The organism is Altibacter lentus, assembly GCF_000746845.1.
GTDB lineage: Bacteria > Bacteroidota > Bacteroidia > Flavobacteriales > Flavobacteriaceae > Altibacter > Altibacter lentus.
The window spans coordinates 441,394-467,187 of the sequence record NZ_KN050846.1; the positions used below are offsets into that span (position 1 = coordinate 441,394).

Annotated in this window: 18 protein-coding genes; 6 read left to right on the plus strand and 12 right to left on the minus strand. The window is 45.4% G+C overall.

Going from position 1 to position 25,794, the window contains the following annotated elements; translation table 11 throughout:
• Positions 1 to 52 precede the first annotated feature (52 nt).
• Complete coding sequence (locus JS40_RS02145) at positions 53 to 466, minus strand: HYC_CC_PP family protein (RefSeq protein WP_173402303.1); 414 nt, start codon at positions 464 to 466, stop codon at positions 53 to 55.
• Between the two features lie 143 nt (positions 467 to 609).
• Here JS40_RS02145 and JS40_RS02150 point away from each other — a divergent pair, with 143 nt between their 5' ends.
• A complete protein-coding gene (locus JS40_RS02150) occupies positions 610 to 1,509 on the plus strand; it encodes a T9SS type A sorting domain-containing protein (protein WP_034258001.1) in 900 nt (299 codons plus the stop codon).
• A gap of 58 nt (positions 1,510 to 1,567) precedes the next feature.
• Positions 1,568 to 1,972 (plus strand): hypothetical protein, encoded by a 405-nt coding sequence (locus tag JS40_RS02155; protein WP_034258002.1) that lies wholly within the window; start codon positions 1,568 to 1,570, stop codon positions 1,970 to 1,972.
• 43 nt (positions 1,973 to 2,015) lie between these two features.
• Here JS40_RS02155 and mnmE read toward each other — a convergent pair whose 3' ends face one another.
• A complete protein-coding gene (mnmE, locus tag JS40_RS02160) occupies positions 2,016 to 3,458 on the minus strand; it encodes a tRNA uridine-5-carboxymethylaminomethyl(34) synthesis GTPase MnmE (RefSeq protein ID WP_034258003.1) in 1,443 nt (480 codons plus the stop codon).
• Positions 3,459 to 3,737: 279 nt separating this feature from the next.
• Here mnmE and JS40_RS02165 point away from each other — a divergent pair, with 279 nt between their 5' ends.
• Positions 3,738 to 4,100: a DUF4870 domain-containing protein gene (locus JS40_RS02165; protein ID WP_034258004.1), complete on the plus strand. Its 363-nt coding sequence runs from the start codon at positions 3,738 to 3,740 to the stop codon at positions 4,098 to 4,100.
• Positions 4,101 to 4,142: 42 nt separating this feature from the next.
• Here the strand turns inward: JS40_RS02165 and JS40_RS02170 are convergent, their stop codons facing one another.
• From JS40_RS02170 to JS40_RS02215, 10 genes are all read right to left on the minus strand, one after another.
• Positions 4,143 to 4,790 carry a dioxygenase family protein gene (locus JS40_RS02170; RefSeq protein WP_051957469.1) on the minus strand — a complete coding sequence of 216 codons (648 nt, stop codon included), beginning with the start codon at positions 4,788 to 4,790 and terminating at the stop codon, positions 4,143 to 4,145.
• Between the two features lie 86 nt (positions 4,791 to 4,876).
• Positions 4,877 to 6,892 carry a PAS domain-containing hybrid sensor histidine kinase/response regulator gene (locus JS40_RS02175; protein ID WP_051957470.1) on the minus strand — a complete coding sequence of 672 codons (2,016 nt, stop codon included), beginning with the start codon at positions 6,890 to 6,892 and terminating at the stop codon, positions 4,877 to 4,879.
• 5 nt (positions 6,893 to 6,897) lie between these two features.
• Positions 6,898 to 7,710, minus strand: a complete 813-nt coding sequence (locus tag JS40_RS02180) for an alpha/beta fold hydrolase (RefSeq protein WP_034258005.1) — start codon at positions 7,708 to 7,710, stop codon at positions 6,898 to 6,900.
• A gap of 85 nt (positions 7,711 to 7,795) precedes the next feature.
• Complete coding sequence (locus JS40_RS02185) at positions 7,796 to 8,167, minus strand: VOC family protein (protein ID WP_034258006.1); 372 nt, start codon at positions 8,165 to 8,167, stop codon at positions 7,796 to 7,798.
• A gap of 219 nt (positions 8,168 to 8,386) precedes the next feature.
• Positions 8,387 to 9,157: a DUF6090 family protein gene (locus JS40_RS02190; protein WP_034258007.1), complete on the minus strand. Its 771-nt coding sequence runs from the start codon at positions 9,155 to 9,157 to the stop codon at positions 8,387 to 8,389.
• A 183-nt stretch (positions 9,158 to 9,340) separates the two neighbouring features.
• Positions 9,341 to 10,459, minus strand: a complete 1,119-nt coding sequence (dnaN, locus tag JS40_RS02195) for a DNA polymerase III subunit beta (RefSeq protein ID WP_034258008.1) — start codon at positions 10,457 to 10,459, stop codon at positions 9,341 to 9,343.
• Between the two features lie 128 nt (positions 10,460 to 10,587).
• On the minus strand, positions 10,588 to 12,279 hold the full coding sequence (gene gldG, locus JS40_RS02200; protein WP_173402304.1) for a gliding motility-associated ABC transporter substrate-binding protein GldG: 1,692 nt from the start codon (positions 12,277 to 12,279) through the stop codon (positions 10,588 to 10,590).
• Positions 12,276 to 12,992, minus strand: coding sequence for a gliding motility-associated ABC transporter permease subunit GldF (gene gldF, locus JS40_RS02205; RefSeq protein WP_034258012.1), 717 nt, complete (start codon positions 12,990 to 12,992; stop codon positions 12,276 to 12,278). Before gldF ends, gldG begins: the two co-directional genes overlap by 4 nt.
• Positions 12,993 to 13,015: 23 nt before the next feature.
• Complete coding sequence (locus JS40_RS02210; RefSeq protein ID WP_034258013.1) at positions 13,016 to 13,309, minus strand: putative quinol monooxygenase; 294 nt, start codon at positions 13,307 to 13,309, stop codon at positions 13,016 to 13,018.
• 1 nt (position 13,310) lies between these two features.
• A complete protein-coding gene (locus tag JS40_RS02215; protein ID WP_034258015.1) occupies positions 13,311 to 14,141 on the minus strand; it encodes an SAM hydrolase/SAM-dependent halogenase family protein in 831 nt (276 codons plus the stop codon).
• 108 nt (positions 14,142 to 14,249) lie between these two features.
• On the opposite strand from JS40_RS02215, the gene JS40_RS02220 reads away from it, so the two are divergent.
• The 3 genes from JS40_RS02220 (at position 14,250) to JS40_RS02230 (ending at position 25,746) form a co-directional block, all read left to right on the plus strand.
• Positions 14,250 to 15,203 carry a PhoH family protein gene (locus JS40_RS02220; protein WP_034261947.1) on the plus strand — a complete coding sequence of 318 codons (954 nt, stop codon included), beginning with the start codon at positions 14,250 to 14,252 and terminating at the stop codon, positions 15,201 to 15,203.
• Between the two features lie 3 nt (positions 15,204 to 15,206).
• Positions 15,207 to 16,160 (plus strand): phosphoribosylaminoimidazolesuccinocarboxamide synthase, encoded by a 954-nt coding sequence (locus JS40_RS02225; RefSeq protein ID WP_034258016.1) that lies wholly within the window; start codon positions 15,207 to 15,209, stop codon positions 16,158 to 16,160.
• A 421-nt stretch (positions 16,161 to 16,581) separates the two neighbouring features.
• A complete protein-coding gene (locus tag JS40_RS02230) occupies positions 16,582 to 25,746 on the plus strand; it encodes a choice-of-anchor Q domain-containing protein (protein WP_051957471.1) in 9,165 nt (3,054 codons plus the stop codon).
• The last annotated feature ends 48 nt before the right edge of the window (positions 25,747 to 25,794 follow it).

Consider the following 25,794-nt stretch of genomic DNA (forward strand, 5'->3'; position numbering starts at 1 on the left):
ATTATCCTTACGACTATACCGTCATAGGATAAAAAAGCCTATTGTTTAAAAATCAAATTAAATAAGTCTCGTCAATCTTGTAGATACGCCTTATGACGAGTGGCGGTTTGTATTCTTTAAAGGAAGATATATCGGTATCTGAACCTTCAAAAAGGTAGATGTAAGTATATACAAAAGATGCAATGAATACTTGTTGATCAAAGGTAATTTTGTCAACCTGCAATTGCAGTTCGTCTTGACCTTCAATGGCTAACTGTTCATCATCACAACAATTTTTCATTGTTATAGAACAACCTTCAGTGGAAGGATTTTCCATATCCATTCCGCAACCTTTGGCATTATGCAATAAAACAGATTCCACTAAAGTACCTCCACAATAATGCATATTCACAGCAAATGACATTGTAGAGAATAACACTACAAAAGCCATTGCTAAAGACATTATTTTATTGAAGAACTGCTTCATTGTAATAACAAATTTACAAAAAATAGGTAAATGTTAATTTTGTTTAACAGAAGTTTAATTCCTGAACCATAAAGCTGTTAGGTAATTAAACCTACTTACATTAAATTTGTTACGATCAATGATCTATTTCGAATTATATTAATATGAGGATTCTCTTTCTGCTTTTAATTGCTTTATCTACTTCACATCCTTCATATTCACAAGAATATAAACCACTCCTAGACACTTATAACGAATGGAATGTAAGGTTTTGTTTTTCAGGAACCTGTGAAACAGACGTATATTACACCAATGGAGATACTTTAGTTGATGGAATGAACTTTAAAATCCTTGATGGTTATCATTATATTTCCAGAGGTTTTTTGTTGCGAGAGGATGTTTCTCAAAAGAAAGTCTTTCTAAAAGCCATTCTGCCGCAAGGTACTTACGACTACCTCCTTTACGACTTCTCTATTGAAGTTGGTGATTCCATCGATATGAAAAATCCCATAACGCCATTTCCGGAGGATGCAGGTTACTTTAAAGTAGATTCTATTATTCCACGGCAATTGGTAGATGGAAACAATTACGACCACTTTTATTTTTCACCGGCGGAGTCAAATACCGTTAGTACAAATAATGCGATCTGGGTTGAGGGTGTTGGGTCTCTATCAATTATTACGGCTCCTAGCGGTGATCCGGATATCAATGGTGTGGGCCGTGTTGCTTGTGTATTTAAAAACGGAGAATCGTTCTATTCAGACTTAAGTATCATCGATGAATGTGAACCGTTCTTTGTACTTAGTACCCCGGAAATAGTAAAACCGAAGAATGTTGTTAAAGTGTTTTCTAAATCAGGCAGTAATATTTTTGAAATAATTAATTTGAAGGATTCTAACTCTGTTGATTTATTCAATATAAAAGGTACGAAACTAGGCTCGTTCAAAACAGAGAATAGAGATTCAATGGAACTAAACCTGAAACACTACAATCCCGGAATGTACCTCCTTCTTGTTGAATCTTCATATCATGCAATGCAAAGTATTAAAATTATTGTTGAATAGATCGACGCACCCTAAAATACCGGCCATCCCGTAGTAAAGCATCTGTATAATACAGTGAATGAACAATCAATTTTTCTTTAAACAAACCGATGCCATAATCGATCCAAACAAGTGTTTTTGGGAATTATGCACAAGATCTTATAACACGAATCCTGCGGTTCTAAATGCTATCGTAGAAGACAAAATACATTATAACTATAGTTACAAGGTAAGCTGGGAAGAAATATTATTACAACAACTAAATCGAAGAAACCTATTCGAATTTGTATATGCTCCGTCGATGGGAGATTTTCTCATCCTATTATTTCCTTTTGAAGGGAATCCCTTACGGTATACATTTACGTATAATTCGGTAAAGTGGCAAAGACTTGCTGTAAACGGGGATAGGGTGTATTGTATTAAAAAGTGTATTTCAGGAGAGATAGCCAATCCTATGTCGCTGTTGTTATATTGGGCAATGTAGATACCACACTTTTATTTAGCTCACAAGAAAATAAGGAAATGGGTTATTTCCCGATACAAAAATTAGCGAAGATGTTCCCCAACAGGTCGTCGTTGGTGATCTCGCCGGTGATCTCCCCAAAGTGATATAAGGCCTGCCGAATGTCAATAGCCAGCAGGTCCCCGCTTAAATTACTGTTCAATCCTTCTTGTACTTTCAGGATCTCTTCCAAAGCTTTTAGCAGGGCATCGTAATGTCGGGTGTTGGTGACCACGGTCTCATTGTTTCTCAGGACTCCGGTGTTAACGAACTCCAGCAGTGCCTCCTGTAACGCCTCCACGCCTTCACCTGTCTTGGCCGATAGGAGGAGGGTACGGGTCTTGGCATCGCCTTGGGTGATATGCTTTAGTTCTTGTTGCAGTTCCTCGCGCGCTGTTGCCGTAAGACGATCCACCTTATTGGCAATTACCAGTATGGGTTTTTGCGGATATTTGTTTCGAATGCGTCTGATTTCAACCATAACCCCTTGAGGGGAGCTCCCGTCATTAGCAGATGCGGAAGGTTTTTCGAGGCGCTGGGTGTCGAATAGATAGAGCACCACATTCGCCTGTTCTATCTTCTGAAAGGTCTTTTGAATACCCAGACCTTCAATGGTATCCCGGGTCTCCCGGATCCCGGCGGTATCAATGAACCGAAACCCAATGCCTCCGATGCTTATCTCATCTTCAATGGTATCCCGTGTGGTTCCGGCAATGTCACTTACGATCGCGCGTTCTTCGTTCAGCAAAGCATTGAGCAGGGTCGATTTCCCCACATTGGGTTCCCCCACAATGGCGACGGGAATTCCGTTCTTCAACACATTTCCGGTCGCAAACGAATCTATTAGCCGCTTCAGTACCTGCGTGATACGGGTGATTAATTTCTGAAACGCCTCCCTATTCGCAAATTCTACGTCTTCTTCAGCAAAATCCAGCTCCAGCTCAATAAGCGATGCAAAATTGAGTAACTCTTCCCGAAGCTTTTGTATCTCATTTGAAAATCCGCCGCGCATCTGGGAGATCGCAAGCTGGTGAGAGGCTTCAGAGTCGCTCGCAATGAGATCGGCTACGGCTTCAGCCTGACTTAGGTCCATCTTTCCATGCAGGAAGGCCCGTAGGGTGAACTCTCCGGCTGTGGCCATCCGGCAGCCGTTCCGAAGACATAATTGCAGGATCTCTTGCTGAATATAATGACTTCCGTGGCAGGAGAACTCCACCACATCTTCCCCGGTATAACTATTCGGGTTTTTAAAAACGGTTGCCAGAACCTCGTCGATCACGCGTTCGCCATCTTTTATATGTCCCAAATGAACGGTATGGGTTTTCTGCTTGGACAGCACCTTACCGGAAACCGAATGAAACATCCCGGAAGCAATAGAGATCGCTTGCCCGCCGGACAACCGAATCACGGCAATGGCTCCTGCACCCGAAGGGGTGGCTAATGCGACTATGGTATCTGTATATGTCATGAGCATGGTTCCCTGCGGAACGCCTGTTTTTGGCAAAAGTACAAAGTATCTTTTAGTTGGTGCTACCTTTTATACAAGGAGTTCCTTGCCGGATGCTGTAACAATTTGTATTTTTCTGCTACCAATACCATAAACAAGACCATGGAAGAACAAAAGCCCGATAACGGAATGAAACATCTTTGGATTCCCTTGCTGATATTCATTGGTGTGGCAGTTGCCGCTTTTTTTCTTACCACTTGGGTCATCAGTTTATTTTAATCAATCTCAAAATCAATCAAAATGGAAGTCATCAACCACACACACAAAAGAACCGATACCAATCTACTGGTCATCACGCATCTCTCCCAGCTATTGGGGTATCTTATAGGGTTCGGAAGTCTTATCGTCCCGCTTATCATTTGGCTCTCGTCCAAAGATAAGGTCGAAGGGATGGACCTTCATGGAAAATCCGTTGTCAATTTTCAACTCAGCTTGCTGCTGTATATCATCATTAGTATTCCGGCCATCTTATTATTGGGTCTTGGGATCTTACTGCTTATTGGGGTCGGTATCATAGGCTTTGTGCTGCCTATCGTCAATGCGGTTAAAGCGAGCAACGGGGAAGCACCTTCGTACTTTATGACCATTCGTTTTATTTCGTAATAGCCTTAATGTTACACTGCCAACCTGTGTTTGTAGAAGAACTTAATCCCCCAAACCGTCTTTTGCCAATACTATATCCCGACTACCCAGCCAATTCCCTTCGGAATCTTTGGTGAGCGCAATGGTAGATGGGAATCCGCCGTCACGATCGGTGAGGGCCGGAAGGGTTTCGGGCAGGAGCGGATCTCCTTTAAACTGAGTACCGTTCAGCCAATATTCCGGAAAGGAGTCATGGGCCACGGTCATGTGTACATGTGCCGGCTCCGACCGCGACGGATAAGCTTCCGGGCGTATGGTCTCAAACCGGTATTTACCTTCGGCGTTGGTTCGTACCCAAGCGCGCAAATACCCGTGTCGCTGGCCATTTCCGGTCTCATCGCCTCGTTTTGGATAAATGCCCTTGGCGTTGGTGTGGTATGCGTAGATCCAAACGTTTTCGGCCGGGGTCTTCCCGTCCTGCCAATAGACAGTGCCGGTTAAGATAAGTGGTGCACCGGGCTCCTCTTCCGGAGCGATAGTGGTGGACCAGGAAAGGGATTCGGGAGCATCCATGGCGCCACACCATTCACAATCCGGCAGGGATTGTTGTTTCCGGGAGGCATTTTCGGTGGTTTTAGTTTGCGCCTTGGTGGTTGTTTCGGCGCAGCCAAAACAGACAAGAACGAGCAGAAGGAACGGATAGCATCTCATGATAGTGGAATTTGTACTGCTAAAAGGTTGATACGTATAAAAATACGAATTTAATTACAAACAGGCTATGGCACCGAAGTCACTGCTTATGTTTCACCTATGTGGGTGAGTCCACGTATTATAGTGTCGAACTCAGCTTGGCATTCCGCTGCCAACTTCTTAAATGTACCGTCATCCGCAGTATCATCCTGTAAAGCGTCTCGACAGGCCATTAGGAGCGACCCTAAGCGATCTGCTTCAATATAATAGAAAGACATGGTGCTCTTATGGATCAAGTTCGAAAAGCCCTCCGGGTCCTTGGTCTTGACACTATTTTGAAAATCCTGCTTATAGGTGGCAAAGGCGTCCAGGGTGCTTAACACGAACTTTTTAATATACTCCGGCCTGTTGTTGGCCATTTTTGCGTAGCGATCTATCTTGAAACTTACCGTGTTCGGGGTGTCTTCTGAAGCAGCTTTGGTCTTTTTCTTTTTTTGACCTTCGGAAGCTGCTACCGACGGTTTAAGATTGACATTGTCCGCAGAAATTTTCTTTCGGTGGCTGCTGTGTTCTAGCAAAGTATCCATAAAATCCTTTGGCTTAAAAGGCTTTGAAAGATGATCATCGATACCTGCAGCTTCGAGCAGATCGGCGACCTCGCCAGCGGCGGAAGCCGAGAATGCCACGATTACAGGCTGTGTTTTCAGCGGAAGGCTGCGTAATTTCCGTGCGGTTTCGTAACCATCCATCTTGGGCATTTGAAGGTCCAGGAGTATAAGATCGAAGGAACGCTTCCGGACCATGTCCAGTGCCTTTTTCCCACTTTCGGCAGTGGCATACGGCACTTCCCATTGATCGAGATACTGGGTGGCAATAAAGATATTATCGGGGTTGTCATCAACCACCAATACGTCCATATCTTTTAGTATCAACAGATTCCTGCGTTCTTTTTTTGCTTTTTTGGTAGGGGAAGGGGTGTCAGCAGCTGTGTACCAGATCGAGAAACTAAATGTGGAACCTTTGCCTAAAGTGCTTTTCACTTCCATCTTACTTTGGTGGAGTTCCAGTAACTTCTGACAGATAGTTAGTCCCAGACCCGTTCCGCCGAATTCAACACTAACATCGTAGCTTGCCTGAGAGAATTCTTGAAAGATCGCTTCAAGTTTTTCAGGAGGGATCCCAATACCGGTATCGCTTACTGAAAAATGAATTTGGTAAGTTTCGGCTTTTTTCTGTTCAACGGTAACAGCCAGTTGAACTGTCCCTGTTTTGGTGAATTTTATCGCGTTCCCTATTAGGTTGGTAAGGATCTGATTTAGCTTTACAGGATCACCTGTTAAATGCTTCGGAACATTCTTGGCGATGGAGATATCCAATTGGATCCCCTTGGCTCGCGCACGTACCGAAAAGGTCTCATGCATGAGCTCTAAGAGTTCTCCTAAATGGAAGGGCATTTGTTCCAAGGTGACTTTTTGTGCCTCGATCTTACTGAGGTCCAGTAAATTGTTGACGAGACTTAGTAGATTTTCTGAAGAATGCAACAACAGCCGGGCATACTCCTTCTGATTTTCGTTCAATGGGGTTTCATGTAACAGATGACCAATACCCAGTATGGTGTTGAGAGGCGTTCGTATCTCATGGCTGATGGTTGACAAGAACTCGGCCTTGGCCTTAGAATCGGCTTCTGCTTTCCGTTTGGCATGTAACAATTCTTTTTCATACTTCCAGCGATCGCTTATATCAAGAATTGTGGCTTGAAAAAGTTCTTTTTGTCGGGATTTCGAAGGGATCTCCCGGGCATTGATCAAGGCGTGAAAGATACTATTATCCTTCCGCACTACATCAAAATAGACTTCATTCACAAATCCCTGCATTTTAATAAGCGGAAAGAAATGGGTTTCAAAAAAGATCTGTCCGCCTATACGGAACAAACTGGGTAACGTTCGCTGTTCAACCAGCTCTTCACGTGTGTACCCCAGCCAGGTAAGCATGGTCTGGTTGATTGCATAGATCGTCCCATCCTTAAAAAAAGAGATCGAGCCACAAGGTGCATTGTCGTAAAGTTCTAATGCGATCGTGAGCTCAGGTGAGTGTTGGTCATTTCCTATGTCCGGTTCACTCATACACACTAGGTTTTAAGGAATTCTTGTATCGTGCGAACAGTCTCTTCCGGAGCACTGAGATTAGGACAGTGCCCGGTGGCTTCGAGTATTTTTAGAGTGCTATTAGGTATTTGTTCTGCGACATAGGTACCCACTTCCAGGGGTGCGATCACATCTTGTGAACACTGCATGACCAAGGCAGGGACCTTTAATTTTGTAAGATCGTCACGATTATCAGACAAAAAAGTAGCACGGGCAAAGTTCTTGGCGATCTCAGGATCGGTCTGGCAGAAACTATTGCTTAATTCCTTACCCAACTCGGGTCGTTCGGGATTGCCCATGATCACAGGAGCCATACTCGTAGACCATCCCAGATAGTTGCTATCCAGTGCTTCTAGCAGATCGTCAATAGAACCGCGATCAAAACCACCAATGTACCCCTCATCATTGATATAACGGGGTGATGGTCCTACCAATACCAATTTTGAAAAGAGATCCGATCGTTTATTTGCTGCCAGTACGCCTATCATACTGCTTACGGAATGCCCTACAAAGATCACGTTGCTCAGGTTTAAATGATCGCAGATAGCGATCACATCATCGGCATAAGCGTCCAGAGAACTATACGTAGTGGGATCGTAGGCAGAGACATCCGATTTCCCCGCGCCTATATAATCAAATAGCACCGTTTTATGTGTGGCCTCAAAATGAGGTGACACAAACCGCCACATATTTTGGTCGCAGCCGTAGCCATGTGCAAATAGCATGGGTTGTGAGCCCTTACCGCTAATAGTAATATTGAATTGCCGAGCAAGGTCAGCAAATGGTTGGCGTGTCATGAGATTTATTGTTAGGTATATTAAAAATACAATAAACCATCGAGATAGTGTTAAAAAAGGGAGTTTTCAACTTGCATCACTGATCTTAGCGATGTTGATCCAGCAGAATTATGTTCCCGTCTGGATCCTTCAAGACAATGCTGCCGGGGCCTGAAGTCGTCGGGTCCACTTCACGCTCCAGAGGTATATCGTGTTCCTTTAATCGCTGCTGAATGTCGCGCACATCATCGAAATCGGGTAAAGGCTGTGCATTCGTGTCCCATCCCGGATTGAATGTAAGAAGATTCTCATTGAACATCCCCTGAAACAAACCAATAAGAGAGGTGTCCTGTTTCATTATAAGATAGTTTTGTTCAAGGGATCCGGCAAAGACCTCAAACCCCAGGGTCTCGTAAAAGGCTTTAGATTTTTTAAGGTCTTGAACACTTAGGCTGATAGAAAAAGCTCCTAATTTCATTGGATGTAGGTTATCAAAGTTAAGAACCTAAAGATACATATACTTTGTCAATCTCTGTACACCGGAAACAATGAATGCGGTCTATCGGCGTCGAAATAGCCATAGGAATACGGTTGTAGCGAAAGTATTGTTCTCACTTGTATGTCTACAGTATCAGAAATTCGTTAGACTTTGCTTTTTTGAACAGGATGTACGATGCGCTTGCCGGGCTACCGGGTTTTAATCAGTTTTTTCCGAAGCGATCAACGTCAGGATCGTCTCCAGTTGCTCATGAAGGGGCAAGTAGTGGGAACTCTCCGCACTGATCGCCGTGAGGGCAAAGGACAAAGCTTTATTCTCGAAGGTGCGACTTTGCAGGAGCGGAAGATTACTAAAATTCTCTTCTGCCACTGGGATGTTTAACACGGTTTCGGTCACATTGGTATGGTCGAAGACCGTACGGATACTCCCATTTTCACTGCGAAGCATTTCCCGCACGTTCTCACGCTGATGGCGAAGGTCCTGTTCTTGAATACGAATATTCTCAATAATCGATTCCCAGGATGTGAGATAGAGCCGCAGCTCGTCATTGGAAATAGCATTCAGGCTTCCCGAGTTGATGATCTCATCTAATAGTGAGTTATTAGGGTTGTAGGCGATCTCAAAAGCGAAGGCGTCGTAAAGGAGCTGTGATAAACGAGCTTCTTCCGGTACTGTCGCAGTATCCTGTAGCAGGACAAGAAGCGCCTTAGCACTTTGGTAACTGCGCTCGTTGACCTCAATGAGGGTTTGAAGCTTCAATTTACTGGCTTCAAATTCGCTCTCCAGTCCTTTTAGGTAGGTTTGCTCCTTTTCCCGGGTGATGCGTCGTTCGTTGGCGTTGTTAATGCTCAAAGCGATGAGGATGCCAATCACCACCAAGATGATCTCACCAATGGCATACAGCACATATTTTCCGAAGCGATTCTCGGTTAGCAGGCCTCTGCGGATGTTTCGAAAGAATTTCAGCATGGTCGATGGGTCTGTTATTCTTTAGGAATCCAAGATACTAATTCTGATGGAATTAATAATTAGGATATCCTTCTTCGCATATAAGTCTTGAACGTTGCGTAGTGTCTTGATCATGAAACTGTATCACAATTTAAGTCAACGCCCCCAAAACCAAAAAAAGGCCGCTTTCGCAACCTTTTCAGTTTAATTGTTCAACATCACCGGCATTACCAGCATGGTGACCTGCTCGCCTTCGTCCAGTCCGTCCACAGGCGTGAGAATCCCCGCCCGGTTGGGCAGCGACATGGCCAGAGAGACTTCGTCGCTGGTTAGATTATTCAACATTTCGGTAAGGAACCGCGAGTTAAAGCCTATTTGCATATCGTCTCCTTGATAGTCGCAGGTAAGGCGTTCTTCGGCCTTGTTGCTGTAATCGATATCTTCGGCAGAGATGTTCAGTTCGGCTCCGGCGATCTTTAACCGTATCTGGTGGGTGGTCTTGTTCGAGAAGATAGACACCCGCCGTACCGAGTTCAGGAACTGATTGCGGTCTATGGTGAGTTTGTTTGGATTCTCCTTGGGGATCACCGCTTCGTAGTTGGGATATTTCCCGTCAATAAGGCGGCAGACCATCTGGGTGCCGTCAAAAGAGAATTTGGCATTGCTTTCGTTGTATTCGATCACCACTTCATCCTCGCTTCCGGCCAGGATCCCTTTTAGCAGGTTCAGCGGCTTTTTCGGCATGATGAATTCGGCGGTTTGTGAGGCCGAAACGTCCTCGCGGGTATATTTTACCAATTTGTGTGCATCGGTCGCTACAAAGGTGAGCCCTTCCGTAGAGAACTGAAAGAACACCCCGCTCATCACCGGTCGCAGATCGTCGTTCCCGCTGGCAAAGATGGTCTTGCTGATCGCCGTGGCCAGGATATCACCTTGTATCACGGTTGAAGAAGGATCTTTTAAGACCACCGCATTTGGGAATTCCTCACCATTGGCATAGGCCAGTGCATATTTCCCGTGGTTGGAGCTTATCTCCACAGTGCTGTTGTCTTCTATGGTAAAGGTGAGCGGTTGCTCCGGAAAGGTCTTTAAGGTATCCAAGAGCAATCGCGCCGGGATACATACTTTGCCTTTCTCATTGCTTTCCACATCCAGTTGCGAAGAGATGGTCGTCTCCAGGTCCGATGCCGATACCACCAAGGTGCTTCCGTCCAGATCGAAGAGGAAGTTATCTAAAATAGGCAGGGTATTGTTGTTGTTGATAATGCCCCCTAATACTTGTAATTGCTTTAATAAATACGAACTCGATACAATAAATTTCATCTACGTTAAATTTCTATCTGTTAGTTTCCGTGTGTCATCTTGCGCCACTGTCCCCGGCGCACTAGCCGTGATGCATCCCTACAAATATATTTCAATTGGGACGTATAAGAAAACTAACTTATTAACAACTAACGGGCGTATTTGCGCTTCCGAAGGTAGGAGAACACCACCCCGAATAGCGCCAGTAACACCAATGGTAGCAAGACATTAACGAGTTGCCATTGGCTGCGCTGCTCGGCGGTTCGTTGCGGATCGAGGAAGGGTACCGCAATTTCCTTTGTGCGAATGTTTATAAGTCCGCTGTCGTCCAGCAAATAATTCACCGTATTGAGCAAAAATTCTTTGTTTCCGTAGTAGGCATTGGTCATTTTATCGAAGCCCAGTTCCAGCGGCCGATTGCGGTCCAACTGATTCACAATTACATCGCCGTCGCTCACTACCACCATTCGGGTAGGGACACTTTGTGTCTTATCTTCGGAAAGTGGAAAAGGCTTGATCCTGTTCGTGAATGCAGAAGGAAAGCTGCCTTCCAACAATACCGCCAATGGGGTTTCGCCTGCGGTATACTCTGAAGGGTCCGGACCTTCATTCACTACCTGAAGATTCTTCGGTATCTCTTTGTCATAGTCGATCTCTGCCGGCAATCCCACGATCTTGGTGATAGGAGAGGAGGAGAGCAGTACAGTCTTCCTTAAAGCGTTGGGCAAGGTATCGATGGCACTGGCATAACTAAACTTCACGGCTTCGATATTGCTCGTGATGGGGTGATCACTGCCACTGGCGCTCAACGGATTGTAGAACCACGGATACCTGTTGTACTGTGCTTCGTTCTCCATCCCCGTAGCCAGTACGATAGGAGCAGAGTAAACATCTTTCACAAGGTTGGGGTTGATGCGCAGTCCGTATTTAAAGAAGAGGTCGGTTAGATTGAGATCGGTCCCGAAAGCAATGGTCTTACCCGATATAGAATCTGTCTGGAGTTCGGTTGCGTCGATGAGCCAAAGGGAGGCTCCGCCGTTCATGGTGTATTGATCGAGAATATATTTTTCTGAATCGGTAAAAGCCTGCTGTGGTTTTGCAGAAACAATGAGGTCGAAACTGCGTAGCTGTTCCAGCGTCTTTAAGGGGTTCACCGCAGCAGAATCGAGCGTAAAAGGTGCTATGAAATAGTACTCCCGCAGCGTGGTGAAGAAATCGGCGATGTAGCGATCATCCAACTGATCGTTCCCTTTGAGTACGGCTACTTTTCGTTTCTTCGGAAATACCAGTTTGTTGAACCCATCGGCAAAGGCATATTCGAGATTTTGGATAGAACTGTTCACCCGTTCTTCCGAAGAAGCCCCTAACTGATTCTTGAGTAGGGGGATCTTTACGGTCTTATCGTTGTAGTAGGCGAGCGCCCACGGATAGATGAGCTCGGTACTTATCTTACCGTCTTCACGAACTTCTACCTGCGCGGCAGTGAGCCCGAAGTTGGCCAATTGCTGGCGAATGGCTTCCGGATCTTCTTCACCTTCCAGCGGATCGATAAATTCGTAGCGGATATTCGGATTATAAGCGGCAAACTCTTCCAGCAGTTGCTTCGTTTCCGCTTGTAGGCGTCGAAACTCGGGAGGAAAAGTACCGCTAAGGAATACATCCACGATAATGGGTGAATCCACAGAGGCAATGGTTTCTTTGGCTGCTTCGGAAAGAGTATACCGCTGGTCCTGAGTGAGGTCGAATCGATGATACACATACTGTGAAAGCACGTTCAAAACGACAAGCCCCAGAACCAGGACAACGAAAGTGGTGATATGTTTTTTGTTCGTGTGTGTCACGATTCCTTCCGAAGCTTTAATACCGTTACTCCTATAAAGAATACAGCAATACTTATAAAATAGACAATGTCTCTGGTATCAAGGACCCCTCGCGCTACACTGTCAAAATGCGCTTTCATTCCAAATTCTTGAACCATGGCAGAACCCGTGAGTTCTGCTACACCTTCAAATCCGTAATACAAGGCAAAACAGAAGATCACTGAAATAAGGAAGGCTACGATCTGGTTTTGCGATAGGGTGGAGGCAAATACTCCAATAGCTGTATAAGCAAATACCAAGAACAGCAGTCCGATATAAGACCCGATAGTACTTCCAATGTCCCAGTTTCCCGCCGGATTTCCAAGATTGGAAATAGTTAAGATATACAACAAGGTAGGAAGCAGTGCGATCACGATAAGGATCACGGCACCAAAATACTTTCCAAGAACAATGTTTTTAAGGGCAATAGGTTTAGTTAACAACAATTCTAAAGTACCCATCTTCATTTCCTCGCTGAACGCCCGCATGGTCACGGCAGGGATAAGGAATAAGAGCACCCAAGGCGCCAGTTCGAAGAAGGCCGATAGGTCTGCAAATCCGGCGTCGAGGATGTTGAAGGTCCCTGCAAACACCCAAAGGAACAAACCATTGATCACCAAAAAGGTAGCAATCACCATATACCCGATCGGGCCGGCAAAAAATGCATTGATCTCTCTTTTAATAATTGCAACCATTTATTTTTCCTAACTCCTAATTCCTACCCACTATACTCCGTATCCACACTCCAGGCCACCGCTTTAGAACGGAACATCGGTTTTGTTGTTGCCCAAACGTTCTTAAAAAGCGCACTGTTGCGATAGGTCTCCAGGTCGGTCACGTTTTCCCATTTACTGTATGTAAAAAAAATGCTACTGTCGTCCTTGTCACGATACAATTCCAGAAGATGACAACCCGGAAAATTTCGGATCTTTTCCTTTACCGTATCAAAATTATCTAAAAAGGCAGAAATCTTGGCCTCTTGGAATTCCATTTTTACAATTCTTGTGAACATGCTAATTAAAATTTACGGTAATGGTGTCACGAAAACCCAATCCAAATAAGGTCGATGCGCTACCCACGGTGGATGGATTACTCTTATAGATAGCCAGTTCCAGATAGTTGGACGAGTTCCACAAGGCAAGTTTCTTGCCGTCCTCTTCACGGCGCTCCGGCGGTACTTCAAAATTAATAGCATCACTGTAATGCGTATGGACTTTCGTAAACGTAGCGCCGCGTGCTGCAATACTGAAATCCCGTCCTTTCCCTACATCGTCAAAGAGGGTTTTGGTAATATTGCAGATCACGTTACCATAGTTATCTATATAGATCACGTTTCCTATGATCTGGTTGGATTCTGAATTCACTACCGGACGGATGCCCGTGAGTTCTTTTATTTCTGAAATAGTCTTGCCGATAACCTCCAGAGTTCCGCCACGGGCAAGATGGCAGGCAACCTTCACGAATACATCCAACACCGGGAAGTTACTGGTAATTCGATCGTGAATATTGATCTCTACGATCTTCTCCGGCTTTATTTCCGAAGCTAACATCGAAATGATACCATTGTTCGCACATAGAAAATAGTGTCCGTCCAAGAATACAGCAATGTGGGTATTCTCGGGATTCAACTCACTGTCGATCCCAATGATATGAATGCTTCCTTCGGGAAAACTGCGATAGGCATTTTGTATGATATAGGCAGCTTCGGTGATATGAAAGGGCGAAACCGAGTGCGAGATATCAACAATACGCACGGTATCCAGTTCGCTGTAGATAGCCCCTTTAACCGCACCTGCAAAGTGATCTTTCTCTCCAAAATCGGTCGTTAACGTAATGATGGGCATGGGCTAATTGTTGATATTTTGTTTACACAAGTACCACAAAAATAGGTTACTTTTGTGAGTAGCAAAACTATTTTGCATATTGTATTCATAAATTTAACCACACCGCTTTTGAACGAACTTATTATCGAATTGACAGAGATTAGCCCACGTGATTTCTTCGGCCTCCAAAACGCTAATATCGATCTGCTTAAAAAATACTTTCCTAAATTAAAAATAGTTGCTCGCGGTAGCAAGATCAAGGTCTACGGGGACGAAGAGGTACTCGAGGAATTCGATTCGCGTATTTCCATGTTGCTGGATCATTTTGCCAAATACAATAAGATCGACGAGAACAGCATCGAGCGTATCCTGCAAAGTGCGGGCCCGGAAGAATACGAGACCTCCCCAAGTAGTAATGAGGTGTTGGTACACGGGGTGAACGGAAAACTGGTCAAGGCCCAAACGGCCAATCAGCGTAAGTTGGTGGAGAAAATGCAGAAGAACGATATGGTCTTTGCCGTGGGTCCTGCGGGAACAGGTAAGACGTATACCGGGGTGGCCTTAGCGGTAAAAGCATTGAAAGAAAAACAGGTGAAGCGCATTATTCTCACACGTCCGGCAGTGGAGGCTGGGGAGAATCTGGGTTTTCTTCCCGGCGATCTTAAGGAGAAGCTGGATCCGTATATGCAACCTTTATACGATGCCTTGCGCGATATGATTCCGCATGAGAAATTAGAGATGTTCATCGAGAACGGAACCATCCAGATCGCACCCTTGGCATTCATGCGGGGTCGTACCTTGGATAACGCTTTCGTGATCCTCGATGAAGCACAGAACACCACCCACGCACAAATGAAGATGTTCCTCACACGTATGGGTAAGAATGCAAAATTCATGATCACCGGAGACCCGGGTCAGATCGACCTGCCAAGACGCGTGATATCCGGTCTAAAAGAAGCCTTGCTGGTATTGAAGGATGTTAACGGAGTGGGCATGATCTATCTGGATGACAAAGATGTGATCCGTCACCGTCTGGTCAAGGAGGTCATTGCAGCATACAAGAATATTGAAAACGTAGATTAAGAAATGGCGCAAACGCTTACAGCAACAAATTTTCAGTTTCCGGGACAAAAAGCAGTATACCGCGGAAAGGTAAGGGAAGTATATACGTTAGAGAACGACCTTCTGGTCATGGTAGCCACCGACAGGCTGAGCGCTTTCGACGTTGTCATGCCCAAAGGAATTCCTTTTAAGGGACAGATCCTTAACCAGATTGCTACCAAGATGATGCGCGACACAGAAGATCTGGTACCCAATTGGTTGCTCGCCACCCCCGATCCTAATGTTGCTATTGGGGAAGCCTGTGAGCCGTACAAAGTAGAAATGGTGATCCGTGGTTATTTGAGTGGTCATGCGGCCCGAGAGTACAAAGCGGGAAAACGCATGCTCTGCGGGGTAGCCATGCCCGACGGCATGCAGGAGCATGATAAATTTCCGGAACCTATCATTACGCCGGCTACTAAGGCCGAAGCCGGAGATCACGATGAGGATATCTCTCGTGAAGCGTTGTTGGAGCGAGGAATTGTTCCTGAAGCGGAATACCTTCAGTTGGAAGATTATACCAGAAAACTGTTTCAGCGTGGAAGTGAGATCGCCGCGAAACGCGGATTAATACTTGTGGATACCAAGTATGAATTCGGAAAAACAAAAGAAGGAAAGATCGTTCTTATCGATGAGATCCACACCCCCGATTCTTCCCGTTATTTTTATGCTGAAGGCTATTCAGAAAGACAACAAAAAGGAGAAGAGCAGAAGCAGTTATCTAAGGAGTTTGTTCGCCAATGGCTCATACAACATGGTTTTCAAGGGCTGGAAGGACAACAAGTGCCCGAAATGAGTGATGCTTACATCAGCAGCGTATCCGAGCGCTACATCGAACTATACGAAAATATTACCGGTGAAGCGTTTATAAAAGGTGACGTTTCAGATCTTCACGGTCGTATTGAATCCAACATCTTAAATTATTTGAAGCAGCGATAATTCCTGCATTTCTGATTGTAGTCGCTTTCTTGAAAGGCTAGCAGTTCTCTTCAATTCCATACAAACAATTTTTCCTACTTCATTTTTATTAGTTGTTGGCTTGTAGTATGACAACCATAAATGAATATACTGTCTTTAAGGTTTTATCTAAATAAGGAGGGTTCTATAAAAGTTAAGCTGCTGAATCTTAACATTTTTTAACACATTTTAAGAAAACCGCCCCCCTCTTAGCTACGTATCTTCTAACAAATACCTAGGTGTATTCTTTTGCTCCCCCCGAGAAACACACTGTAAAAAATCAACCTATGAAGACAAAAATACATCGCTTTTATTAAAAGTATTATGAGCTATTTATGCTTTGTGATACTTTTTTTTATTTCAGTTTTCAAGGAAAATATATTAACCTTCAATAATACTAATCATGAAAAACAAAACTACTCGAAATCTTTTTTTGCTGATTTCAATTTTATTAACTACTACCTTGTCCTATGGACAGTTTGTAGTTCTTAATTCAAACAATGCCGGCGCAGGATCATTAAGACAGGCCGTTTTAGATGCAAATGCAGCACCTGGCTTGAATACGATAACTTTTGATGTGCTCACCGATGGAAATGCCATAGTTTTAGCCTCCGGAATAACCATAACAGATGATATTACGATTACGGGAAATGGTGCCGGAACAACCATAATTGATGGTAACTCGGGTGCCAATAGGTTTCTTGCAACGGGAGGGACCAATACTACATTCGATGCGGTCACCCTTCAAAATTTCTTGCATACTAATACCGTCGAAAATGGGGCGGCTATCGCAGTCGTAGGTGGAACACTTACTGTGAATAACGCAGTGTTCGACAACAACGAAAGCAACGGAACTGCAGGTGGCGGGGCTGTACTCGTTAGAAATGCTTCGAGTAATTTTTCAAATACAACATTTTCAAACAACCGAGCAGTAAACACAGCATCCGGTAGTGGTGGAGCCATCTTGTTAGATCTAAGTGGACTTGCAACGATTACAAACTGTGCTTTCAATGGAAATACTGCGGTAAGGGCCGGAGGAGCTATTGAAAAGAATGGTGCGGACAACATTTTAATAACTGATACAAATTTTGATAGCAATATTGCTCTTGGAGGAACCGCAGCAGGAAATGGTGGGGCACTGCATATTACAGGAGCTGCAAATTCGACCATAACAGGCGGAATCGTTTCAAACAATACTGCCGTTGAAGGGGGTGGTTTTTGGAACGGAACCGGTCTTATGACCATCAGCTCCGTAAGTTTTGACGACAATATCGCCACAGGTGGAACTACTGGTGGTGGTGGGATTTTTACCGTAGGGGGTAACCTTGACATCACCGACACTAACTTTAATAACAACCTAGCGATAAATGGATCTGCTTCGGGTGGTGCGATTTTTGCAACAGCCAATGTAACAGTTGATATCGACGGGTTGCCTACGGGAGGTTTCTTCCAAGGGAACCAAGCCAACCGGGCGGGTGGTGCAATAGAAATGTCTGCGGGAGGAATGTTGAACATAGCCAACGCCGACTTTGGCAATAACATTGCCAACAGTGGCCCAGGAAACGGTGGTGCGATTCACTTAACTGGAAGTGCAAACGCGACGATTATAGATTCGAATATAGGTGCTAATACTGCTGCCCTCGAAGGGGGAGGACTTTGGAATGGAACGGGAACAATGAGGGTAACAAATACCTCAATAGTAGGAAACGTTGCCCAAGGTGCAGCTGCCGATGATGGTGGTGGAGGAATCTTCAACAATGGCGGAACACTAATTGTGGACGGTACGAGTACCATTATTGGAAACACAGCCACAGGAGCCTCAGGTTCTGGAGGAGGAATCCTTACGTTAGGAGGAACCCTTACAATAGATAATATTTCAATTTCCGGAAATTCAGCCAATCGCGCTGGTGGAGGAATTGAAATCAATGGAGGAGTTTCCTACGTGTTTAACAACCTAACATTGGATTCAAATTCAATAACAACTCCGAATCCGGGTAACGGTGGCGGATTACACTTAACTGGTTCCGCGAATACCACTTTTAATGGTGGATCAATCACGAATAATGTTGCCAATGAAGGCGGCGGATTATGGAATGGAAGTGGATTAATGGATATTAATGGAACCATCATTACTGGAAATAGCGCATTAGGTCCTAATACCGGAGGTGGTGGAATTTTTAATAATGGAAATGGAACCGTGGATATCGATGCCGCCACAACTTTAACAGCGAACATAGCCTCTGGAGCAACGCCAGGAGGTCGTGGAGGTGCCATATTCAACAACACAAATGGTAGCCTCGTTCTTGCTTCGGGTCTTGCTATAAACAGTAATTATGCCAGTAGAGCTGGTGGAGCGATTGAAGATACTTCTGGAGGATTATTACTTTTAAACGGAATAACCATGCAAGGAAACGCCGCTGGAGTAGATATTGGCTTAGGAAATACAATAACCGCTAATCCAGGGAATGGAGGTGCCTTACACCTTTCTGGAACTACAAGTGCTACGGTGGACTTTTTCAGTAATATCTCAAACAATTTAGCTGCTTCTGAAGGAGGTGGTTTATGGAACAATTTAGGTACGCTCACCGTAAACCTTCCTATTATGGATGGAAACATTGCAAGTGGTGATGATGCCACAAATGGTGGTGGAGCTATTTTCAATAATGGAGGTACGCTAGACGTTAATGGAGGCGCATACGCCAACAACATAGCCAATGGGATCTCTGGATCTGGTGGTGCTATAATGAGTGTGGATGGAAATGTTACAATTACCGCCGTGGTGATGTCTTTTAATGCGTCAAATCGTGCTGGTGGAGCTATCGAACTTATAGATGGAACCCTAATAATAAATGGAAACTATAATTTAAGTCAGAATAATGCAGGCACCAATCCAGGGAATGGAGGTGCTGTTCATATTTCAGGTACAGCCAATTCGACCTTTATCGGTGGACTTATTCAAAATAATATCGCAGGTAGAGAAGGAGGCGGATTATGGAACAATACAGGTCTTATGACCGTTACCGGTTCTCAAATTGACGGAAACGACGCCCAAGGCGGTGCCGCAGCCGATGATGGTGGTGGAGGAATCTTCAACAATGGAGGAACACTTACGGTAGATGGTGGAAGTACGATTACGAACAACACAGCTTCTGGAACAACATTAGGTTCTGGAGGTGGGATCTTGAACTTAAACGGAATACTTAACCTCGATGGAATTACCATTACAGGCAATACATCCAATCGTGCCGGTGGAGGAATTGAAATTAATGTATCTGCACCAACTACGTCAACATTTACAAATATAATGTTGGATGGAAACAATGCAGGAGCAACTCCCGGTAATGGAGGGGGAATTCACATTACAGGTCCAGGAAACGTTACACTGAACGGAGGATCGGTTACCAATAATATCGCCAACGAAGGTGGCGGACTATGGAATGGTAGTGGTCTTATGGATATCAATGGAACAACCATTATCGATAACAGTGCCTTAGGTGCCAACACCGGTGGTGGAGGAATTTTTAACCTTGGAGGCGGAACCGTCGATATAGATGCCACAACAACTTTATCAGCCAACATTGCCATGGGAGCCACTCCTGGTGGCCGTGGTGGTGCGATCTTTAACAATACCAACGGGAATTTGATACTGGCTTCCGGACTTGCCATTAATGGTAACTATGCAAGCAGAGCCGGTGGAGCTATAGAACAGAACTCAGGAACCGTGATCACTATTGACGGGGTATCCTTCGATGGAAACTCGGCCGGTGTGGACATTGGACTGGGCGCTATGGCCAACCCCGGAAACGGAGGAGCCATTCACCTGTCGGGAGGTTCTGGACTTACAATGACCAATAGTACGGTAACCAATAACCTAGCTGCTCTTGAAGGAGGAGGTCTGTGGAACAATACCGGAATAATGAGTGTAGGAACTACACAGGTAGATTCGAACCTGGCCAGTGGAGCTGCGGCAGATGATGGTGGTGGTGGAATCTTCAATAATGGAGGAACATTGAACGTTCTTGCGGGAACTTCAGTAACAAATAATACTGCCGATGGAGTCTCAGGTTCCGGAGGAGGTGTATTTAGTACAGCAGGAGCCGTAATAATCACAGACGCCGTTGTAACCGGAAACATTGCCAATAGAGCAGGAGGAGGGATCGAATTGATCAATGGATCTGTGACCCTTACCAATACAACTCTGGACGCTAACAATGCAGGAGTAGCTCCTGCAGCAGCTGCACCCGGTAATGGAGGAGGATTGCATATAACAGGAACCGCGAACGCAACTGTTACAGGTGGTTCTGTTGATGCTAATATGGCTGCTTCTGAAGGAGGCGGACTCTGGAACGGAACAGGAACGATGACCGTAAATGCTCCGGTCACAAATAATATTGCCAGTGGAAATGCTACCGATAATGGCGGTGGAGGTATCTTCAATAACGGAGGGACACTGGATATTCTTAATGGTACGACCATCAATAATAATTTCGCAAATGGAACGGCTGGTTCCGGGGGAGGAATTATGTCTACAGACGGTACAGTGACCATAGCAGATATCACAATTTTCTCAAATTTTGCTAATCGTGCCGGTGGTGCGATCGAAGTGATCGATGGTGCTTTGAATCTGGACGGGACTGTAGTTGCATTTAACGATGTAAACGGTACTGCCGGAACACCGGCTCCGGGTAATGGAGGTGGAATCCATATTTCGGGAGTGACCACAACAAATATTAACAATGCGGTTATCTCTGCAAATCAAGCTGCCCGCGAAGGAGGAGGTCTTTGGAACCAGGCCGGAAGTACTATGAATGTTTTCGATACGATGGTCAATATCAACACAGCCGGCGGATCGGCTGCAGACAATGGTGGCGGAGGTATCTTTAATAACGGTGGAAACCTGGGGATTATCAATGGAACCATTCAGAATAACATAGCGAACGGAACCTCAGGATCTGGTGGTGGTATCTTCTCAACAGCAGGAACTGTAGCCATTATTGGTGGGATGATCGATAACAATGCAGCGAACCGTGCCGGAGGTGGAATTGAAATTATAGACGGTACTTTAGATATGTTCAATACATCTCTTATTACCAACAATGTGGACGGTTCTGCAGGAACACCTGCCCCAGGAAACGGAGGAGGATTGCACGTTTCAGGAGTAGCGACCATTAATATTGCAGGAGCTACGATTTCAGGGAATGATGCAGCCAATGAAGGAGGCGGATTATGGAATCAAACAGGAAGTACAATGACCGTAGACGGCTCTTTGTTAGACGGTAATACTGCCGGTGGAGACGATCCTACCAATGGAGGTGGTGGAATCTTTAATAATGGAGGAACGCTTATGGTCCAGAATTTCACAACCATTTCCAATAATGTTGCAACAGGACTTGCAGGATCCGGAGGAGGAATCCAAAATGTTGATGGCGGAACTGTTGTGGTTAATAACACAACGATCTCCAACAACTCTGCCAAAAGAGCAGGAGGAGGAATTGAAGACAATTCTTCTGTCGCTGTGGGAAATATCACCTTGTTCAATGTGAATTTGGATAATAATTCAACAGCGTCTGCGCCGGGTAACGGTGGTGGATTACACATGACGGGGCCTGGTACATCCACGATAACTAACGGAACCGTTAATGGGAATAATGCCGCACTTGAAGGTGGCGGATTGTGGAACGGTAGTGGATCAATGACTGTTACTAATACAACTATTGATGGAAATACTGCCAGTGGTGCTGCAGCTAACGAAGGGGGTGGAGGTATCTTCAACGCCGGGGGAACACTTACGGTGATGAATGCAACCATCACCAATAACATAGCCGACGGAGCTTCCGGTTCGGGAGGTGGAATTCTCAACGACATGGGAACCTTAACGGTAACTGATACCGAATTGAGTGGTAACTCTTCCAGGAGAGCTGGTGGCGGAATTGAAGTAGCTTCAGGAGGGAATCTCCTAACGCTAACCAATGTGGATCTCTTGAACAGCAGCACAGCTTCTGCTCCTGGCAACGGAGGTGGTTTACACATCACAGGAGCCGATGATTCAAATATAACCAATGGTACCGTGAGTGGAAATACAGCGGCACTCGAAGGGGGTGGATTATGGAACGGAACGGGAACCATGACGGTAGACGGGACGATCATAGATGCGAACACTGCCAGTGGTGCAGCTGCTAACGAAGGGGGTGGAGGTATCTTCAACGCCGGTGGTACACTTACTGTGATGAATGCAACCATCACCAATAACATAGCCGATGGAGCTTCCGGTTCGGGAGGTGGAATTCTCAACGACATGGGAACCTTAACGGTAACCGATACCGAATTAAATGGAAATAGTTCCATGAGAGCCGGTGGTGGAATTGAAGTAGCTTCAGGAGGGAATCTCCTAACGCTAACCAATGTGGATCTCTTGAACAACAGCACAGCTTCTGCTCCTGGTAACGGAGGTGGTTTACACATCACAGGAGCCGATGATTCAAATATAACCAATGGTACCGTGAGTGGAAATACAGCGGCACTTGAAGGTGGTGGATTATGGAACGGAACGGGAACCATGACGGTAGACGGGACGATCATAGATGCGAACACTGCCAGTGGTGCAGCTGCCAACGAAGGTGGTGGAGGAGTCTTCAACGCCGGTGGTACACTTACTGTGATGAATGCAACCATCACCAATAACATAGCCGATGGAGCTTCCGGTTCGGGAGGTGGAATTCTCAACGACATGGGAACCTTAACGGTAACTGATACCGAATTGAGTGGTAACTCTTCCAGGAGAGCTGGTGGCGGAATTGAAGTAGCTTCAGGAGGGAATCTCCTAACGCTAACCAATGTGGATCTCTTGAACAACAGCACAGCTTCTGCTCCTGGTAACGGAGGTGGTTTACACATCACAGGAGCCGATGATTCAAATATAACCAATGGTACCGTGAGTGGAAATACAGCGGCACTCGAAGGGGGTGGATTATGGAACGGAACGGGAACCATGACGGTAGACGGGACGATCATAGATGCGAACACTGCCAGTGGTGCAGCTGCTAACGAAGGGGGTGGAGGTATCTTCAACGCCGGTGGTACACTTACTGTGATGAATGCAACCATCACCAATAACATAGCCGATGGAGCTTCCGGTTCGGGAGGTGGAATTCTCAACGACATGGGAACCTTAACGGTAACCGATACCGAATTAAATGGAAATAGTTCCATGAGAGCCGGTGGTGGAATTGAAGTAGCTTCAGGAGGGAATCTCCTAACGCTAACCAATGTGGATCTCTTGAACAACAGCACAGCTTCTGCTCCTGGTAACGGAGGTGGTTTACACATCACAGGAGCCGATGATTCAAATATAACCAATGGTACCGTGAGTGGAAATACAGCGGCACTTGAAGGTGGTGGATTATGGAACGGAACGGGAACCATGACGGTAGACGGGACGATCATAGATGCGAACACTGCCAGTGGTGCAGCTGCCAACGAAGGTGGTGGAGGAGTCTTCAACGCCGGTGGTACACTTACTGTGATGAATGCAACCATCACCAATAACATAGCCGATGGAGCTTCCGGTTCGGGAGGTGGAATTCTCAACGACATGGGAACCTTAACAGTAACTGATACTGAATTGAGTGGTAACTCTTCCATGAGAGCCGGTGGCGGAATTGAGGACACTTCCGTAGCAGGTAATATCCTTACACTTACCAATGTCGATCTGTTGAATAATAGTACAGCAGCGGCACCGGGTAACGGAGGTGGCTTGCATATCACAGGTCCCGGAGACGCAACGATCACTGCTGGTACAGTGAGTGGAAATACAGCGGCACTTGAAGGTGGTGGATTATGGAACGGAACGGGAACCATGACGGTAGACGGAACGACTATTGATGAGAACACAGCCAGTGGTGCAGCTGCTAACGAAGGTGGTGGAGGTATCTTCAACGCCGGGGGAACACTTACGGTAATGAATGCAATCATCAGCAATAATATCGCCAATGGAGCTTCGGGTTCAGGCGGTGGTATACTGAACGATCAAGGAATTCTATCTGTGAGTGATTCCAATCTCATCGGAAATACAGCAGAAAGAGCCGGGGGCGGAATTGAGGACAATTCAATTGCAGGAAATACCTTGATGCTAATGAATAGTAATCTTACAACCAATACAGCAGCTTCATCTCCCGGAAATGGTGGTGGATTGCATATCACCGGAATGGGAGATGCTATAATTTCAGGGGGATCTGCAACCGGAAATATCGCCGCAAGTGAAGGGGGTGGTCTTTGGAACAGTCTTGGGGTCATGTCCATTGACGGAATGACCATTGAAGGAAATATGGCCCAAGGAGCAGACCCAGACACCGGAGGAGGTGGCGTCTTCAATAACGGAGGAACACTGGATATTCTTAACGGGACATTGATTATCGGAAACATGGCAACAGGAACTTCAGGATCTGGAGGAGGATTGTTAAGTGTTGCCGGAGATGTTACAGTAACCGACTCAAATTTTGAAACGAATGCTGCAAATAGAGCAGGTGGTGCCATCGAACTAATCGACGGGACCCTAACGTTCGAAACGTCCATAATGACACGGAACGATGTGAACAGTGCAGCCGGAACTCCGAATCCAGGGAATGGAGGCGGACTGCATGTTACTGGGTCCAGCAGTACCATAGATATCCTTACGAGTACTATCACGGGTAATTTTGCCGCAAACGAAGGTGGTGGATTGTGGAACCAGAATGGTACAACGATGAACATTATCGATTCGACCATCGATACCAATGACGCTGCGGAAGGTGGAGGGGTCTATAATAACGGTGGAGGTATTGTGACTGTGATGACGAGTACTATTTCAGGGAATACTGCTTCGGCTTCCGGAGCCGGAATTCAAAACAATGGTGCTAGTTTCGACTTGAATGCAGTGACAGTAGCGAACAATGTTTCTGCCGGTACTGGTGGAGGAATTGAAAGTACGACCACCACTTCGTTGAAAAATACGCTGGTGGCTACCAATACAGCCTCTTCAGGAATAGATGTAAATGGAACCTTTGTTTCGAATGATTATAACCTTATTGGGAACGATGACGCAGGAGCATTTCCTGAACAGGCCAACGACATCGAAGGTGCAGACCCAATACTTGGCCCGTTACAGGATAACGGCGGCACAACCGAAACGCATGAACTTTTAGTCGGCTCTGTGGCGTACAATGCAGGAGATCCTGCAGATTTATTCGACGATCAAATTGGGCAGACCGTTTTTGAAGGGCGACGTGATATTGGTGCTTTCGAGGCGCAGGATATCTTATTGTCTATCGATGACATAGTAGACAATGGAAGTGGCATCGTTATTTATCCGAATCCTTCACAAGGAACGGCTACGATCGCAATTCCTGTACAATTCGGTTCGGAGATACAGGTGACTATTGTAGAACTTGGTTCAGGAAAGATCTTGAAACGATTCTCTTCAGTAACCGGTACAAACGATGTAAGCTTTAACGGAATGGCAAATGGCGTATATATTATAAACGTTGTTTCTGAAAATGCTTCGTCAACACATAGATTGATTTTAGCTAAATAATATGTTCTCATTTTAGTTAATAGAAAACCCCTTCCAACTGCGAAGGGG

Excerpts from the sequence above, each read along its gene's own strand:
- JS40_RS02145 (WP_173402303.1), bottom strand. The coding sequence starts at position 466 with ATGAAGCAGTTCTTCAATAAAATAATGTCTTTAGCAATGGCTTTTGTA.
- JS40_RS02150 (WP_034258001.1), top strand. The coding sequence starts at position 610 with ATGAGGATTCTCTTTCTGCTTTTAATTGCTTTATCTACTTCACATCCT.
- JS40_RS02155 (WP_034258002.1), top strand. The coding sequence starts at position 1,568 with ATGAACAATCAATTTTTCTTTAAACAAACCGATGCCATAATCGATCCA.
- mnmE (WP_034258003.1), bottom strand. The coding sequence starts at position 3,458 with ATGACATATACAGATACCATAGTCGCATTAGCCACCCCTTCGGGTGCA.
- JS40_RS02165 (WP_034258004.1), top strand. The coding sequence starts at position 3,738 with ATGGAAGTCATCAACCACACACACAAAAGAACCGATACCAATCTACTG.
- JS40_RS02170 (WP_051957469.1), bottom strand. The coding sequence starts at position 4,790 with ATGAGATGCTATCCGTTCCTTCTGCTCGTTCTTGTCTGTTTTGGCTGC.
- JS40_RS02175 (WP_051957470.1), bottom strand. The coding sequence starts at position 6,892 with ATGAGTGAACCGGACATAGGAAATGACCAACACTCACCTGAGCTCACG.
- JS40_RS02180 (WP_034258005.1), bottom strand. The coding sequence starts at position 7,710 with ATGACACGCCAACCATTTGCTGACCTTGCTCGGCAATTCAATATTACT.
- JS40_RS02185 (WP_034258006.1), bottom strand. The coding sequence starts at position 8,167 with ATGAAATTAGGAGCTTTTTCTATCAGCCTAAGTGTTCAAGACCTTAAA.
- JS40_RS02190 (WP_034258007.1), bottom strand. The coding sequence starts at position 9,157 with ATGCTGAAATTCTTTCGAAACATCCGCAGAGGCCTGCTAACCGAGAAT.
- dnaN (WP_034258008.1), bottom strand. The coding sequence starts at position 10,459 with ATGAAATTTATTGTATCGAGTTCGTATTTATTAAAGCAATTACAAGTA.
- gldF (WP_034258012.1), bottom strand. The coding sequence starts at position 12,992 with ATGGTTGCAATTATTAAAAGAGAGATCAATGCATTTTTTGCCGGCCCG.
- JS40_RS02210 (WP_034258013.1), bottom strand. The coding sequence starts at position 13,309 with ATGTTCACAAGAATTGTAAAAATGGAATTCCAAGAGGCCAAGATTTCT.
- JS40_RS02215 (WP_034258015.1), bottom strand. The coding sequence starts at position 14,141 with ATGCCCATCATTACGTTAACGACCGATTTTGGAGAGAAAGATCACTTT.
- JS40_RS02225 (WP_034258016.1), top strand. The coding sequence starts at position 15,207 with ATGGCGCAAACGCTTACAGCAACAAATTTTCAGTTTCCGGGACAAAAA.
- JS40_RS02230 (WP_051957471.1), top strand. The coding sequence starts at position 16,582 with ATGAAAAACAAAACTACTCGAAATCTTTTTTTGCTGATTTCAATTTTA.